General features: G+C 70.1%; 12 protein-coding genes. 8 read left to right on the top strand and 4 right to left on the bottom strand.

Features of this window, described 5'->3' with window-relative positions; translation table 11 throughout:
- Window positions 1–56 precede the first annotated feature (56 nt).
- Window positions 57–929, top strand: a complete 873-nt coding sequence (locus P3T41_RS16110) for an SMP-30/gluconolactonase/LRE family protein (protein ID WP_280690535.1) — start codon at window positions 57–59, stop codon at window positions 927–929.
- Window positions 930–978: 49 nt separating this feature from the next.
- Here P3T41_RS16110 and P3T41_RS16105 read toward each other — a convergent pair whose 3' ends face one another.
- Window positions 979–1,959 carry a LuxR C-terminal-related transcriptional regulator gene (locus tag P3T41_RS16105; protein ID WP_280690534.1) on the bottom strand — a complete coding sequence of 327 codons (981 nt, stop codon included), beginning with the start codon at window positions 1,957–1,959 and terminating at the stop codon, window positions 979–981.
- Window positions 1,960–2,235: 276 nt separating this feature from the next.
- Here P3T41_RS16105 and P3T41_RS16100 point away from each other — a divergent pair, with 276 nt between their 5' ends.
- The 5 genes from P3T41_RS16100 (at window position 2,236) to P3T41_RS16080 (ending at window position 7,916) form a co-directional block, all read left to right on the top strand.
- Window positions 2,236–2,394: a hypothetical protein gene (locus P3T41_RS16100; RefSeq protein WP_280690533.1), complete on the top strand. Its 159-nt coding sequence runs from the start codon at window positions 2,236–2,238 to the stop codon at window positions 2,392–2,394.
- A 3-nt stretch (window positions 2,395–2,397) separates the two neighbouring features.
- Window positions 2,398–2,709: a hypothetical protein gene (locus P3T41_RS16095; RefSeq protein WP_280690532.1), complete on the top strand. Its 312-nt coding sequence runs from the start codon at window positions 2,398–2,400 to the stop codon at window positions 2,707–2,709.
- A 52-nt stretch (window positions 2,710–2,761) separates the two neighbouring features.
- Window positions 2,762–4,441 (top strand): hypothetical protein, encoded by a 1,680-nt coding sequence (locus tag P3T41_RS16090; RefSeq protein ID WP_280690531.1) that lies wholly within the window; start codon window positions 2,762–2,764, stop codon window positions 4,439–4,441.
- Between the two features lie 275 nt (window positions 4,442–4,716).
- Window positions 4,717–5,466, top strand: a complete 750-nt coding sequence (locus P3T41_RS16085; protein ID WP_280690530.1) for an ABC transporter ATP-binding protein — start codon at window positions 4,717–4,719, stop codon at window positions 5,464–5,466.
- Complete coding sequence (locus P3T41_RS16080; RefSeq protein WP_280690529.1) at window positions 5,460–7,916, top strand: FtsX-like permease family protein; 2,457 nt, start codon at window positions 5,460–5,462, stop codon at window positions 7,914–7,916. The genes P3T41_RS16085 and P3T41_RS16080 overlap by 7 nt, the downstream gene beginning before the upstream one ends.
- A 540-nt stretch (window positions 7,917–8,456) precedes the next feature.
- Here P3T41_RS16080 and P3T41_RS16075 read toward each other — a convergent pair.
- Window positions 8,457–8,930, bottom strand: a complete 474-nt coding sequence (locus P3T41_RS16075; protein ID WP_280690528.1) for a hypothetical protein — start codon at window positions 8,928–8,930, stop codon at window positions 8,457–8,459.
- 354 nt (window positions 8,931–9,284) lie between these two features.
- Here P3T41_RS16075 and P3T41_RS16070 point away from each other — a divergent pair, with 354 nt between their 5' ends.
- Both P3T41_RS16070 and P3T41_RS16065 read left to right on the top strand, forming a co-directional pair.
- Window positions 9,285–9,677, top strand: coding sequence for a hypothetical protein (locus P3T41_RS16070; RefSeq protein WP_280690527.1), 393 nt, complete (start codon window positions 9,285–9,287; stop codon window positions 9,675–9,677).
- Between the two features lie 2 nt (window positions 9,678–9,679).
- Complete coding sequence (locus tag P3T41_RS16065) at window positions 9,680–12,139, top strand: DUF4132 domain-containing protein (protein WP_280690526.1); 2,460 nt, start codon at window positions 9,680–9,682, stop codon at window positions 12,137–12,139.
- An 82-nt stretch (window positions 12,140–12,221) separates the two neighbouring features.
- Here the strand turns inward: P3T41_RS16065 and P3T41_RS16060 are convergent, their stop codons facing one another.
- Both P3T41_RS16060 and P3T41_RS16055 read right to left on the bottom strand, forming a co-directional pair.
- Complete coding sequence (locus P3T41_RS16060; RefSeq protein WP_280690525.1) at window positions 12,222–13,313, bottom strand: VWA domain-containing protein; 1,092 nt, start codon at window positions 13,311–13,313, stop codon at window positions 12,222–12,224.
- A gap of 227 nt (window positions 13,314–13,540) precedes the next feature.
- A complete protein-coding gene (locus P3T41_RS16055) occupies window positions 13,541–15,085 on the bottom strand; it encodes an FMN-binding glutamate synthase family protein (protein ID WP_280690524.1) in 1,545 nt (514 codons plus the stop codon).
- Window positions 15,086–15,308 lie beyond the last annotated feature (223 nt).

Here is a 15,308-nt window from a genome sequence, read left to right as displayed (position 1 = left end):
GCCCTTCGGGCGACGACGGGAGTTTGACGACAGGCCCTAGCCCTCTGGGAGCTTCCATGACTGAATCCAGCCAGGTCGAGGTGTGGGCCGCCGGCGACGACGAACTCGGCGAAGGTGCCCGCTGGATCGACGGACGACTCGTCTACGTCGACATCCTCGCCGGCCGCCTCCTCGAAGTCGCCGACCTACCCGGCCCGCGAACTGCGAGCGAAATCACCCGCGTTGACGTACCACTGGGCGCCGTCGCCCCGGTCGTCGACCGCCCAGGACACTGGATCGCCGCCGCCGGCACCGGCATCGCCCTGCTCGCCCCGGACGGCAGCCTGGACTGGCTCGCCCGCCCCGAAGACCGCTCACCCGTCCCCACCAGGATGAACGACGGCGTCTGCGACCCGCACGGCCGCTTCTGGGCGGGCAGCATGCCCTACGACGGCACCAAGGGTGCCGGATCCCTCTACCGCACCGACTCCGACGGCTCCGTCCACCGTGTCCTCGACGGCCTGACCATCGTCAACGGCCCCGCCTTCAACGGCACGGGAGATCTCCTCTACGTCGCCGACAGCGCGGCCGGCATCATCCACCGCTGCACCCTCGACCCCGACGGCAACCCCACCGGCCGCGAGGAGTTCACCCGCGTGAACGCCGGCGGCTCACCCGACGGCATGACCGTGGACACCGACGGCTGCCTCTGGGTGGCGATCTGGGGACACGGCGCCGTCCACCGCTACCACCCCGACGGCACCCACCTGGCCACCCTGCACCTGCCCACCCCCCAACCCACCTCCGTCTGCCTCACCCCGACCGGCGGCCGCCTCCTCGTCACCACCGCCCGCCACGGCCTCACCGATCCCGGCAGCCAGGACGGATCCGTGCTGAGCGTTCCCGTCGAGGCCGCGGCCCCGCCCGCCTGCGCCTACCGACTGCAGTAGGACCTGCCGACCCTCGGCTCCGGCGCAGCGCGGCGGGACGCCTGGCGGGTCAGATCCAGCCGTGTTGGCCGGCTTTGAGGCCGGCTTCGAAGCGGGAGCCGGCTTCCAGACGGCGCATCAGCTCCTCCATCCGACGCTTCACGGTGCGTACGGAGACACTCAGGCGCTTGGCGGCGGCTTCGTCGGTCAGGCCTGTGGAGAGGATCCTCAGGAGCTCGCGTTCGCCGACGGTGATGCCGGTGTCCCGGTCGGGAGTGGGGGCCTGGTCCAACGGGACGGCGTCCGCCCAGATCCGGTCGAACAGCTCGGCCAGGGCAGCCACGATCCCGGGGGTGGTGACCAGCACGGCGCTGGGGGCCGCTGCGGCCGGGTCGAGCGGGACGAGGGCGGTGGCCCGGTCGACCACCAGCAGGCGGTGCGGCAGCGCCGGCGCGGTGCGCAGTTGCGCACCGACGGCGACCATCGAGCGCGCGTAGGCGAGGGAGCGCGGGTTGGTGCGCGCGCCCTCGTGGCAGAGGGTCTTGAGGGTGATGCCGCGTCCGAGCAGTTCCTCGTCCAGGGCGCGGGAGGCTTCCAGGGCCTCGGGGGGCATCTGGCCGGGGACGATCGAGCAGATCTCGGTGGTGGCGCTCTGGATCAGGGATTCCAGGCGGGACTGGATCTCGTCCAGGCCGTCGAGCTGTTCGGTGCCGGTGGGGATCCGCTGCTGCTCGCGGGTCGCCTGTTCGGCCGCGGTGGCGACTGCGATGCGGTTGGCCTCCAGGGCGGCGTGGCGGGCCCGGAGTTCCTCCTCCTGGCGGCGCAGCAACAGCGCGCGGGCGCGCTCCGGGCTGACCGGGCGCCGCTGCTCCGGTGCCTCGCGCGACATCCGCAACAGTGCGAGGTCGGCTAGCGTGTCCAGGCTCGTACCGACCTGATCCTGGCTCAGGCCGAGGCGCTCGGCCAGCAGCGTTGCGTCCAATGTCGGTTCGGCCAGCAGTTCTTGGTACACCTGCTCGCAGACCGCATCCAGTCCCAGAGCGCGCAGCACCGCTCCAGCCCCCGTCCCCTGTGTGATGCCGATGTGATGCCTGTGTGTGGCGTCCGAGCGTGACACGACCGGTCCGACCGGAGCAAGGTCCGCGCCGGCCGCACCGGGCCTGGCCCGATCGTGCCATGGAACTTTCGGGCCAATGGCCGCCGCTTCCGCCCGCCTGAGCTGCGCGGAAGACTTCTGTTCACCGGAGGGCGCCGACAGCCCGACGGATCCGGCACCGGAGCGACCGGCCATGCCGACACCACACAGACACTCGACGGAGGCCCCGCCATGCCCGGAACACTGCGATTCGTCCTGTTCGGCCTGATCGCCCTGTTCGGCATCGGACTCTCCGCCGCGCCCGCCGTCGCCGCGCCCGCGGCACCCGCTCCGGTGACCACCGCCGCGGACACGGCCCCTGGCCTGGTCTGCGGCGCCTGCTGGAGCTAAGCGTTGACCGCGCGCTATGTGGTGGCCGCTCACCTGACCGGACCACCGGCCAGGCATCGGAACCCGCACCCCGCCACCGTGGTCGATCTGGTCTGGGCCCACGCGACCACGGCCGATGGGCTCGACCACGTCCGCGTCCAGGCCCTGGTGACCGCCGACGAGCTTGAGCTGGTCGTGCTCCTGCGGGCCGAGACCGCTGCCGACGCCGTCCGAACCGCCGAAGGTCTGTTCGGCAGAGCCACCCGAAGCCCTGCCCTCCTCCACTGGCACACCGACGACTTCAACGTGCTGCCGCTGGCGGCACTGGACAACTGACCCACACCTCGTCACCTACCGCTACCCGCCATCACTACAGGGGGAATCCCGCATGTTCACCAAGACCCGCTCCGCCCGCACCAAGTCCACCCGCCGTCGGCTGTCTGCCTCCCTGCTGGCCACCGCGACCATCGCGAGCCTCGCCCCCACGCTGCTGGGCGCCACCGCCGCACACGCCGTCGGCTCGTACAACAACGCGGACCTCGCCGACAAGGCGCTGGCCTACGTGGGCGGTTCGGGCACCGCGGCCTGCGCCGACGCCCAACACAGCGGTGGCGACCAGTGCAAGCAGTTCGCCAACTGCATCGTCTACATGGTCAGCGGCCACTCCCAGTGGCCGGTCGACGCCGGCGGCAACTACCAGCACAGCTACCTCGACGCCGGTGGCGTGGCGGTCACGGCGGCGACGGCGGTCAAGGGTGACATCATCCAGGAAGGCACCCTTGACGGCGACCAGCTGCACACCGCGATCGTGGTCGCCAACAACCACGACGGCAGCTTCGACGTGGTGGACGCCAACTTCGTCGGGCCGGGCCTCGTCGGGCACCACCGATGGGTGCCGCCCACCACCAACATCGGCTACTACCGGATGGGTACCGTCGCTCCGGTCATCCCGTCCGGCTTCAACGTGAACTTGTGGGGCTTCAACTCCGGCCAGACCCTCTCCGGCACCGTGAACCTCACCGCTCACCCCACCCAGAGCGGCGTCATCGAGTGGGTGGACTACGTGCTCGCCGGCCCGGGGGGCTCCAGCGAGGTGCGCGCCGGAGGTGGCGCGCTGAACTACCCGTACGCCCTCAACACCGCGAACATGGCCAACGGCAACTACTCGATCAGCATCGTCGCCAACGAGATCGACGGTCAGAACCACACGTACGGGGGCGGCTCGTTCACCGTCAACAACACCACGGCCCCCGCCCCCGTCTACAACACCGTCCTCGCCAAGAACGGCATCGGGCTCTACAACTGGACCCAGGAGAGCGACCCCGTCGTCGTCGCCCAGGCGACCGGCGGTGGCGTCCAGATGATCCTGGACAACAACGGCGTCGTGTGGGCCAAGAGCAGCGTCGGGCTCTACAGCTGGACCCAGGAGAGCGACCCCGTCGTCAAGGCCATCGCGGTCGGCTCCGACGGCACCCAGATGATCCTCGACAACAACGGCACGGTCTTCGCCAAGAACAGCGTCGGGCTCTACAACTGGACCCAGGAGAGCGACCCCGGCATCAAGGCCGTCTCCACCAACGGTGGCGTCCAGATGATCCTGGACAACAACGGCGTCGTGTGGGCCAAGAGCAGCGTCGGGCTCTACAGCTGGACCCAGGAGAGCGACGCCGTCGTCAAGGCCATCGCGGTCGGCTCCGACGGCACCCAGATGATCCTCGACAACAGCGGCACGGTCCTCGCCAAGAGCAGCATCGGGCTCTACAACTGGACCCAGGAGAGCGACCCGGTGGTGCAGGCCATCGCCACCAATGGCGGCGTCCAGATGATCCTGGACAACAACGGCGTCGTATCGGCCAAGAGCAGCGTCGGGCTCTACAACTGGACCCAGGAGAGCGACCCCGGCATCAAGGCCATCTCCACCAACGGCGGCGTCCAGATGATCCTCGACAACAGCGGCACGGTCCTCGCCAAGGGCAGCATCGGGCTCTACAACTGGACCCAGGAGAGCGACCCCGGCATCAAGGCGATCGCGGTCGGCTCCGACGGCACCCAGATGATCAGCAAGTGACCGCCTCAGCCGCGTACTGAGCCGTTCCGGGCCGGACTCGTCGAGTCCGGCCCGGAAGCGGTCAGGGGTTCCTCAGGGTCGATATCAGGGGCGGCCCGGAGGCGTCGATGCTGCATACGGCCGTAGCTTCGGTGCGGCGAGTGAGAGCGATGCCGCCGACCGATGCCCCCCATAGCGAAGGCGTGAGAGTGTTCCGGAACCAGGCTCCAGCAGCGTCGTCATGTTCTCCCGGCGATGGGTGGGTTTCGGGCTTGTCATGCGTCGGTGCGGCGAGCGTGGGCGACGTCGTCGGTCTGACCGGTGTGCACAAGACGTACGGCCGTGGCGACAACCGGGTGCAGGCGCTCGACGGGGTGGACGTGGACTTCGCGGCGGGCACCTTCACCGCCATCATGGGCCCCTCGGGGTCGGGCAAGTCGACGCTGCTGCAGTGCGCGGCGGGCCTCGACCGGGTCGACGCGGGTCAGGTCCTGCTCGACGGCGCGCCGCTGCACAAGCTCTCCGAGCGGGCCCTGACCGAGCTGCGCCGCGAGCACATGGGCTTCATCTTCCAGTCCTTCAACCTGATCCCGGCGCTGACCGCCCGACAGAACGTCGAGCTGCCGCTCCGGTTGGCAGGACGCCCGATCGACGCGGCGGCGATCGACCGGGGGCTGGCCGAGGTCGGCCTCGCCGAGCGCGGCGGGCACCGCCCCGCCGAGCTTTCGGGCGGTCAGCAGCAGCGGGTCGCCATCGCGCGTGCGCTGGTGACCCGGCCCAAGGTGATCTTCGCGGACGAGCCGACCGGCGCGCTGGACTCGGGTACCGCGCGCGAGGTCCTGGCGCTGCTGCGCGGCGTCGTCGAGCAGCACGGGCAGACGGTGATCATGGTCACGCACGACCCGGTGGCCGCTTCGTACTCGCAGCGGGTGGTCTTCCTCGCCGACGGCAAGGTGACCGGCGAGTTGTTCGAGCCGACGGCCGAGAGCGTGGCCCTGCGGATGGCCGCGCTGGAGCCCGGCGGGAGCGGGACGAAGCCGTGCTGAGGATTGCCGTAGCCACCCTGCGCCACCGTCTGATGGGCTTCGTGGGCGCCTTCCTCGCCCTCGCGCTCGGCACGACGATGATCGGCATGATGACGCTGACCCTGGCTGCCACCTTCGGCACGCCGCACCCAGGGCCGCAGCGGTTCAAGGAAGCCTCGACCGTCATCGCGCCGCAGGGCTTCGATGGGTACCCGATGAAGGCCCCCGCGGTGCTGCCGACCGAGGTCGTGACGAAGGTGACCGCGGCCGGAAAGGCCACACCCGACCGCAGCTTCCCCGTACGGCTGAACCCCGGTCCAGGGGGGACGACCGGCCACCCCTGGTCCTCGGCCGCCTTCGCGGGCTACCACCTGGTGGCCGGGCGCGCGCCGCAGGGCGCGGACGAGATCGTCGTCGGCGGCGGTGCCGAGTCGCTGATCGGGCGTCAGGCCGAGGCCACCACCTCCGCTGGCACCGGCCGCTACCGGGTAGTGGGGGTCACCGACGCGCTCTGGTTCGAGAACGCGGTCTTCTTCAGCGGTGCCGAGGCCGAGCGCCTGTCGCCGGGCGTCAACACACTGGTCACCGACCAGAACGCGAAGCAGCTGACCGCCCTCGTGGGCGGCCAGGCCGTGGTCCTCAGCGGCGGCGACCTGACCCGGATCGACCCCGACTCCACCGGCGGCGCCCAGGCGCTGGCCAGCGCCCAGGCGATGGCGGGCAGCACGACCGGACTCGCGGTGTGCGTCGCGGTGTTCGTCGTCATCGCGACCTTCGCCTTCGCCACCGAGCAGCGCCGCCGGGAACTGGCGCTGCTGCGGCTGGTGGGTGCCGCGCCCCGCCAGGTGCGGCGCATGGTGCTCGGCGAGGCGCTGCTGATCGGCCTGGCGGCGGCGGTCGCCGGCTGCGTCCTCGCCCCGCTGTGCACCGTGCCGCTGCGCTCCTGGATGCTCGACCACAACGTGGCCCCGTCCTGGTTCACCATCCCCTTCAACCCCCTGCCGCTGGCGATCTCCTTCGTCATCGGCGTGGCCGCGGCGCTGGCCGGCTCGGCCGCCACCCTGGTCCGGGTCTCGCTGATCCGGCCGATCGAGGTGCTGCGCGAGAGCGTGGTGGAGCGCCGCGCGATGACGCCGATCCGGTGGCTGCTGGGAATCGGGATGCTGATCGGCGCGGTCATCGCGGGGATCGTCATCGCCCGGACCGAGCCGTACCTCGCGGCCAGCGCCCGCAAGTACGAGGCGGTCCCGGTCCTCTACGTCGGCGCGGTCACCCTGCTGGCGCCGATCCTGTTGCGGCCGGTCACCCGGCTGCTGATCGGTCCGCTTCGCGGCTCGGCCAAGGCCGGCCCGCTGCTGGTGCGCGAGAACATCCTCACCTCCCGGCGGCGTACGGCCGCCACGGTGGCGCCGATCGTGGTGGCCGTCGGGCTGGTCGGCACCCTGCTGACGATGCAGAAGTCCGGTGACGCCGCGGTGCTCGCCCGGCAGCAGCAGGAGATCCACGCGGCGGACGTGGTCGTGCCCGACGGTTCCGGGATCGACGCCCGCACGCTGGGGCGGCTGTCGGCCGTTCCCGGGGTCCGGGCCACCCCGGTCACCTCGATGAACATCCGGATCGGCACCGCCCAGGGCAACCAGATCGACTCGCTCAGCACGAACGCGCTGCCCGCGGCGGCGCTGGGCGCCACCGTCAGGCCGCCCGTGCTCTCCGGTTCGCTCTCCTCGCCGCCCGAGAACTTCCTGGTCATCGACGAGCACGCGGCCGAATCCGACGGCCTGTCGGCGGGGGACGAGGTGGTCACGCTGCTGCCGACCGGTGCGCGGGTCCCGACCGTCATCGCGGCGGTCGTCGCACGTGGCCTGAACGGCGACGACACGTACCTCTCCTCCTCGCTGACCGGCGCGGTGCCCCCGAGCCGGGTCTACCTCGACTCCTCGACGGGCGCGGGCCTGCCGCTCGACGAGCAGCAGTCGGCCGCGGTGAACCAGGCGCTCGCAGGCTCCGGTGCGCACGTCATGACCTACGACGCCTACCTCGAGGCCCAGCGCGCGGACGCTGCCCAGCAGGCGGACAACGCCGCGGTGGTCATCCTCGGGATCGCGCTTGCCTACGCGCTGATCGCGGTCGCCAACACCCTGATCATGGCGATGGCCGGGCGGCGGCGGGAGTTCGCCCTGCTCGGGCTGGCCGGCGCGGTGCGCAGCCAGATCGTGAAGGTGACCGTGGCCGAATCGGTCGTGGCGGTGGTCGTCGGCACCGTGCTCGCCGCCGTGGCGACCGGGCTCGCCGCGGTCACCCAGCACGTCTCGCTGAGCAAGCTCGTGGCCGGCGCGCCGACGGTGATCCCGTGGACGCAGATCTGCGGAACCGTCGCGCTCTGCGCCCTCGTCACCCTGGTCACCGCGTCGGGAGCGACCGGACGGGCGACCCGCCAGCGGGCGATCGAAGCCGCCGGCATCCGCGCATAGGACACGGCCGGAACCACGCGCGAGCCGCGCCAGCTGGTTTTCAGATCTCGTCAGCGACGGCCGCCAGCGAGTGCACGGAGCCAACGCCCTTGGTGTTCTTGCCAAGCACTGGCGCTGTCGAAAGCGGTGAACATTTCGACTCGCTCGCGGCGGCCAAGCGCCTCCCGAACCGGCGCACACATGCTGTCCGTTCTCGCGGACAGAGCCATCGCATGCCTGGTGGACGCCGGACTGGTCCGCCGACAAGGCCGGGTCCGCACCGACTCGACGCACGTACTGGCAGCGGTGCGAGAGCTCAACCGCGTCGAGCTCGTCGCCAGGGCGGCGCTGCGGTCGGCTCGGTCTCTGCGGCGGCCGTCGTCCTGCGCGCCGTCACCGACCACGTAGGGGAGGAGCCCAAGAGCTGACCCCGTGCCCCGGGCCGGGCCGGCTCCGCGCGGCGGCATCGTCGCCGGCCGGCCCGCTGCTCGTGGCACCGCTCACAATCCCGGTCGAGACGTGCTCGAACAGCGGGTGGCAGAACGGATGAGCGCTGGTCACCTATCCGAATCGCTTGGATCGCGTCGGAGGCCACGGGCCGGAGGGTGCCTGCCCGAGCGGCCGTTGGCGTACCGCGATGACCAGGGTAGCCAGCGTGGTGGCCAGGTAGCCGAGCAGTGCGGCCTCGCCGAGTTCGGTGAACAACGTCGCCTTGTTCGGTGACAGCTCCCGTTGGCCGGTCAGGACACTCAGTGGGGCGTAGGAGTAGGAGTCCCCGGCGTCGGGGAGCAGCAGTGCGAAGGTGAGCAGGAAAGCGTCGGAGGTCAGGAAGAGCGCCAGCAGTGGTGCGCGGACGCGGCCGTGCGGGACCGGTACCAGGGTCGCGGCGAGCAGCGGCAGTGCGACGATGAGCGCGCCCAGCCCGAGGGTGAAAACGACCGCGATGAGGAACAGCCACCCGATCGCGAGCGACCGCAGGGCGAAGGCGGCGATCAGCACGGTGATCTGCACGGTGATATTGGCGCCACGAGGCATGTGGATCATCCTTTCAGATGGTCGCGCGGCGACCGGGTTCCGGACACCATCATCAAGTGGTGCTGCGGTACCGGTCGGACCTGCACCTCGCTGGTGCCGGCCCAACCCGGTCCCGGTCGTCCGACCCGTGGACTCGGTCCGAGCAGCTTGTAGGCCATCGCGTGCCTTGTGACGGTCCGTCAGAGATCCAAGCCAATCGGCGGATTGCGCTCGGGGATCGAGAGCGGCGGGATCCAAGGGTGCATCGGCGGTGACGACGCGAGTGGGGACTTGCCGTTGACCCCGCCGGCCACCTCGATGACCATGCCACCCCCTCCGGCCTCGATGTCACTGGCCGTCAGTACTGTCGACGGCATGGCAATCGTGATGTTCGTCGACGAGACGACTGCGGGGGACCGGAGCGAGGGGTGGGGCCTGGAGATCGCCGAGGAGAGGCTCACCGTGCGTGAGCTGATCCGGCGCCGGGTGTTCCAGGAGGTCGCCGAGTACAACGCGCGCACACCGCAGGTGTTCCAGGGGCTGGTGCAGCCGACGAACGCCGAGCGCGTGCTGAACGGGTTCGCGCTGCGCACGCCCCGCCGGATCGATCCCGAGGTGCAGACCGAGCTGGCGCTCAGGGCCTTCGCGGGCAACGGCTTTCGGGTGCTGGTGGGGGACCGTCAGGTCACCGATCCGGCGGAGGAGATCGAGCTCGTGCTCGGCGCGGAGGTCACGTTCCTGAAGCTCGTGGCACTGGTGGGGGGCTGACGATGGGGGACATCGAGAAGATCGCTCACCTGGCCCGGCAGCACGCCGCCGCGGGGGAGTGGGACGCGCTCGCCGTCGAGCTGCTGAAGCTCGCGGTCGCCAACAGGGGCATCTGGAACGGGCCGTGGGCCCGCGTGCTCGACGAGCTGCGCGCGCTACCGCCGGAGAGCCGCACTGCGCTTGCCGACGCGCTGGTGGCGCAGTACCACTCGGCCGCGGCTGGCCCGGTCGCCCGCGGCAACGTCCTGACCCTGATCGGTGTCATCGGGCGTGGCCTGCCCGGCGACCGGCTCTCGGTGGAGCGCCGGGAGAAGCTCGACGAACTCGGCCGCCGGCCGTCCTTCTGGTACCTGGAGCGCCACGAGGTCCTCGCCGAGGCCGAACTCGCCGCCGGTCGTGCCCTCGCGCCCGCCGTCGTGGCCGTCTTCCGGCGGGCGGCCCTGGACTACCGTGACGACGCGCTCCGCGCGCTCGTCGAGAAGCTCACGGACCCGGTGCTCAACGTCGGCGAGGAATGGGCCGAGCAGGCGCTGCGGGACGCCGAGGACGCGCCTGAATGGCAGGCCCTGCTGCGGCATGTGACGACCGCCACCGCGGCCAAGCCCACCCGCACATGGGAGCAGCAGGCCCGCGCCCTGATCGAACCGCTGGGCGCCGACCGGGTTCGGGCGACCGTGGTGCCCTGGCTCGCCCTCGTGGGTCGTCGCACCTTCGAGCTGGAGCGCCGGGAGTTCGAGCCCGACGTCAACAACGCCTACGACCCCTGCAACGCCAATGCCCTTCGCGGCCTGACCTGGGTGCTGGCCCTGCTGCCGTCGCACCAGGACACCGCCCGCGCCCTCGGCACGCTGGTCGAGACGTCGCTCAAGAAGGTCGCCGGGCTCGGCCCGCGCAACCCGAAGGTCGCCAACGCCGGTGTCAACGCGCTCTCCCGCATCGACGGTGAGCCCGCCCTCGCCGAACTCGCCCGGCTGGCCACCCGGGTGACCTACAAGGGCACGCTCAAGCTGCTCGACGCCGCTCTGGAGACCCGGGCCCAGGCGTTGGGTCTGTCCCGCGAGGAGATCGAGGAACTCGCCGTCCCCGCCTATGGATTGACCGAGGTCGGGCGGGCCGAGCGGCAGCTGGGCGAGGTCACGGCCGTGTCGGAGATCCGGGGCACCAAGGTGGTCCTCGGCTGGCGCACCTCGGCGGGCAAGGGGGTCAAGAGCGTGCCCGCCGCGGTCAGGCGTGACCACGCCGAGGAGCTCAAGGAGCTGAAGACGGCGGTCAAGGACATCGACAAGATGCTCTCCGCGCAGAGCGACCGCCTGGACCGGCAGTTCGTCGCCAACCGTAGCTGGTCCTACGCCGGTTGGCGCGAGCGCTATCTCGACCATCCACTGGTCGGCACCCTGGCCCGGCGCCTGCTGTGGACGGTCGACGGTACGACCGTCGGGTTCGCCGACGGTGAGCTGCGCACGCTCACCGACGACCCGGTGTGCGAAGGAGCCGAGGTCAGGCTGTGGCATCCGGTGGGCCACGAGCCCGCCGAGATCGTGGCCTGGCGCGACTGGCTGGAGCGGCACGCGATCACCCAGCCGTTCAAGCAGGCCCACCGCGAGGTGTATCTGCTGACCGACGCCGAGCGCGCGACGGGCAGCTACTCCAACCGTTTCGCCGCGCACATCCTGCGCCAGCACCAGTTCAACTCGTTGGCCGCGATCAGGGGTTGGCGCAACAAGCTGCGGCTGATGGTCGACGACTCGGCCCCGCCGGCCACGCGCGAGCTGCCGCACTGGGGGCTGCGCGCCGAGTACTGGGTCCAGGGCGAGGGCGACAGCTACGGCGACGACACCACCGACTCCGGCAGCTACCTGCGCCTGACGACCGACCAGGTCCGCTTCTACCCGATCGACGCCCCGGAGAACTCGGCGTCCTGCTACGGCGGCGACTACCGGATGTGGCTGCCCCATGGTGCCGAACCGGTGGAGTCCCTCCCGATCGCCGACATCCCGCCCCTGGTGCTGTCCGAAGTCCTGCGCGACGTCGACCTGTTCGTCGGCGTGGCCAGCATCGGGAACGATCCGACCTGGCAGGACGGCGGACCCGAGGGCCGCTTCCAGGAGTACTGGACGTCCTACGGCTTCGGGGAGCTCAACCAGAGCGCCGAGACGCGCCGCGTGCTGCTGGAACGGCTCGTACCCCGGCTGGCGATCGCCGACCGCTGCACCATCGAAGGCCGCTTCCTGCACGTGAAGGGCGAGCGCCACACGTACAAGATCCACCTCGGCTCGGGCAACATCCTGATGACGCCGAACGACCAGTACCTGTGCATCGTCCCGACGTCCAACCCGGCCGCCCCGCAGACCGGGTACCTCCCCTTCGAGGGCGACCGCATGCTGGCCGTGATCCTCAGCAAGGCCATGCTGCTGGCCGACGACACGAGCATCACGGACCCGACGATCCTGAGCCAGCTGTGACGCCCCGCGAGGCGGGCCGCACCCGAAGTTCGAGGAATTGGTTCTGAATCCGGAGAAGCCGGGAAGAAAGGACGGTGGCAAGCTACAGGAGGACGAGCAGCTTGGTACCCGAAACCAACTTCCGGTTGACGGAGGTCGATTGGACGAAAACGGTGTACGCCGGGTTGTCGCCCGGCTTCACCGTGACCTCCGACTCCGGCAGGCCGAGGAGCTGGCGGGCCGCCGGGCCCGAGAACACCCTGCCTGTCGTCCGTCCGGTGGCCGGGTCCTTCTCCGCCACGGCGAGTTGCTTGTTGCCCTGGATCTTCTCGCGCTTGGACAGCTCGTAGAAGGCGCAGCCGGTCTTGTACGGGTGCCCGGCGCGGGTGACGAAGTCGCGGATCGGCGTCTGCTGGTCGACCGGGATCAGGATGTACTTGCCGGTTTCCAGGGCGTCGAGATTGGCCTTCACCTCGGCGGTGCTCAGATCCTGGCCCATGGCGAACAGGTTCCTGGTACCGCGCACGCCCTGTTCGCGGCCCCGCAGGAAGCTCGTGGCAGCCGTCTTGACGGTGCCGATGGCCTCCTCGACGCCCTTGCTGGAGTCCGCGTCCCAGATCGCGATGTTGCCCGCCGGGAAGCCGTACTCCTGGGCGGTGCGCTTGGCCAGGGAGTTCGGGACCAGGATCGCCGAGGTCCAGTGGTCGGGAAGGGTGTCCAGGGCACCCTGAATGCGGCCCAGCCACCTGCTCAGGACGGCGCTGCCCTGGCTGCCGCCCATGCGGATGTGCATCTGGCCGGTCTCCGAGAAACCCGAGGCGTTCTCCTCGCCGTCGGTGACGACGACCTGGAGGAAGGAGTGTTCCCCATATCCTTCCCAGATGTTCTTCAGGTCGGCGATGGATTTCACGGCCGCCTCGATCAGCGCCGTCGCACCGTTGTTGACCTCGTAAAGGCCTCGCAGGGACGGCAGGTGCTTGACGTCCATGTCCCAGACCAGGTTCTGCACCGCGTGATCGAAAGCGTAGAGGCTGATCCGGGTCTCGTGACCGAGCCGGTCGGACTCCTCCTGGAGGCCCTTCACGAATTCGTCCACCACACGAACAAGCTGCGCCTTGTGCTTGCGCATCGAGCCGGAATTGTCGACCACCAGCGAGACGTGGTTGACCTTGTGCTTGATCCTCTTCGCAGACATGGTTCTGCCCCTTTTCCAACGCTCTCCCGACGCCTTTCCGGCGTCCCCTCCAACGTTGGTTCCACACTACGAGGGAGCACTGACAATGCATTCCGACCAGGGGCCCCATAGCTGCTGACCGCCCGTCAGCGCCGGCCTTTCGGAAAGCTGGGCACTGACGGGCGGTCAGCAGTACTGGTCAGATGAGAGCCTGCGCTTCGAGCGCGGTGCTCGTCGGTGCCGGCGCGTCAGACGGCCGGCTTCTGGACGGGGGTCGGCCCGGCGGTGAGAAGTGCCGTGATCTCATCGGCGAGGCGCGGGCCGAGCTCGCCCCAGCCGTCCTTGTAGCCGTAGACGCCGGCCAGGGTGCGGGCCTCGTAGTCGCCGTTCATGATCTCGATGTCGTTGGCGGTGATGAGTGCCGGGTGGGCGACACCGACCGCCGACGAGACCTTGATCAGCTCCTTGCGCAGGGTGCGCAGGTAGACCGCGGCCCGGGTGGCCTTCGAGGTCGGGTCGATGCCGCGAGCCAGCCACGGGTTCTGGGTGGCGATGCCGGTGGGGCACTTGTCGGTGTGGCACTTCTGCGCCTGGATGCAGCCGATGGACATCATCGCCTCACGGGCCACGTTGATCATGTCGGCGCCCAGGGCGAAGGCGACCATGGCGTTCTCGGGCAGGCCGAGCTTGCCGGAGGCGATGAAGGTCAGGTCGTCGGTCAGCCCCAGCTCGGCGAAGGTGCCGTAGACCCGGGAGAAGCCCATCCGGAACGGCAGCGCCACCGAGTCGGCGAACATCCGCGGTGCCGCCCCGGTGCCGCCCTCACCGCCGTCGATCGTCACGAAGTCGACACCACGGTCGCCACGCGCCATCAGCGTGGCCAGCTCCTGCCAGAAGCTCATCTCGCCGACCGCGCTCTTGACCCCGACCGGCAGACCGGTCTCGGTGGCCAGCAGCTCGACGAAGTCGAGCATCGAGTCGACGTCGCTGAACGCGGTGTGCCGCGACGGGGAGGCGCAGTCCTGGCCGACCGGGATACCCCGGATCGCGGCGATCTCCTCGGTCACCTTCGCGCCCGGCAGCATGCCGCCCAGCCCTGGCTTGGCGCCCTGGGAGAGCTTGATCTCTATCGCCTTGACCGGGGCGCCGGCGACCACGTCCTTGAGCTTGTCGAGGTTGAAGCTGCCGTCCTCGTTGCGGCAGCCGAAATATGCCGTACCGATCTGGAGGACGAGGTCGCCGCCGTTGCGGTGGTACGGCGAGAGGCCGCCCTCGCCCGTGTTGTGCATCGTGCCCGCCAGCGCCGCCCCCTTGTTGAGCGCCGTGATGGCCGCGCCGGAGAGCGAACCGAAGCTCATCGCGGAGATGTTCACCACGCTCGCCGGTCGGAACGCCTTGGCGCGCCCGCGCGGCCCGCCCAGCACCTTGGCCGAGGGCAGTGGGGCCTGTGGGTCGTGCGCGTCGGGCAGAGCGCCCGCGAACGTGCGCTGCTTCAGATAGGCGTGCCCCTGCACGTGCTCGACGTCGACTTCGGTTCCGAACCCGAAGTAGTTGTTCTCCTCCTTCGCCGACGCATAGATCCAGCTGCGCTGGTCACGACTGAACGGTCGCTCCTCCTCGTTGGAGGTCACGATGTACTGCCGCAGCTCCGGCCCGATCGTCTCCAGCAGGTACCGGGCGTGCCCGACCACCGGGAAGTTCCGGAGCAGCGCGTGCCGCTTCTGGATGAGGTCGCGGGCAGCCAGAAGCGCCAACGCCGTTGCGGCAGCCGTGCCGATCCTCCGGGCGTGCATGAACGTTCCTCCTCGATGCACGACTCCATCGCCGGGCGGCGGAGTCGTTGTGTCGTGTTGCTCGTTGGACGGCGGGCACACGACCAAGCGGGCATCAGCGTCCGTCGAAGAATGCGGAACGATAGTAAGAGGCGGCTTGGACAGGCATGTGGCCAGGGGCTGGTCCGGGGTCCGACCTCCCACCTGCCCCGTGCGACATCGGCCTCTGCGACCTGGAAGGGTC

Source organism: Kitasatospora sp. GAS204B (assembly GCF_029892155.1).
In the GTDB taxonomy this organism is placed as follows: domain Bacteria; phylum Actinomycetota; class Actinomycetes; order Streptomycetales; family Streptomycetaceae; genus Kitasatospora.
The sequence above is the reverse complement of the archived record's forward strand: the minus strand, read 5'-3'. Positions and strand labels throughout refer to the sequence as shown.

What these genes read in the sequence shown, in the direction of transcription:
- P3T41_RS16070 (WP_280690527.1), top strand. Translation starts at nt 9,285, where the DNA reads ATGGCAATCGTGATGTTCGTCGACGAGACGACTGCGGGGGACCGGAGC.
- P3T41_RS16090 (WP_280690531.1), top strand. Translation starts at nt 2,762, where the DNA reads ATGTTCACCAAGACCCGCTCCGCCCGCACCAAGTCCACCCGCCGTCGG.
- P3T41_RS16100 (WP_280690533.1), top strand. Translation starts at nt 2,236, where the DNA reads ATGCCCGGAACACTGCGATTCGTCCTGTTCGGCCTGATCGCCCTGTTC.
- P3T41_RS16065 (WP_280690526.1), top strand. Translation starts at nt 9,680, where the DNA reads ATGGGGGACATCGAGAAGATCGCTCACCTGGCCCGGCAGCACGCCGCC.
- P3T41_RS16110 (WP_280690535.1), top strand. Translation starts at nt 57, where the DNA reads ATGACTGAATCCAGCCAGGTCGAGGTGTGGGCCGCCGGCGACGACGAA.
- P3T41_RS16075 (WP_280690528.1), bottom strand. Translation starts at nt 8,930, where the DNA reads ATGCCTCGTGGCGCCAATATCACCGTGCAGATCACCGTGCTGATCGCC.
- P3T41_RS16060 (WP_280690525.1), bottom strand. Translation starts at nt 13,313, where the DNA reads ATGTCTGCGAAGAGGATCAAGCACAAGGTCAACCACGTCTCGCTGGTG.
- P3T41_RS16055 (WP_280690524.1), bottom strand. Translation starts at nt 15,085, where the DNA reads ATGCACGCCCGGAGGATCGGCACGGCTGCCGCAACGGCGTTGGCGCTT.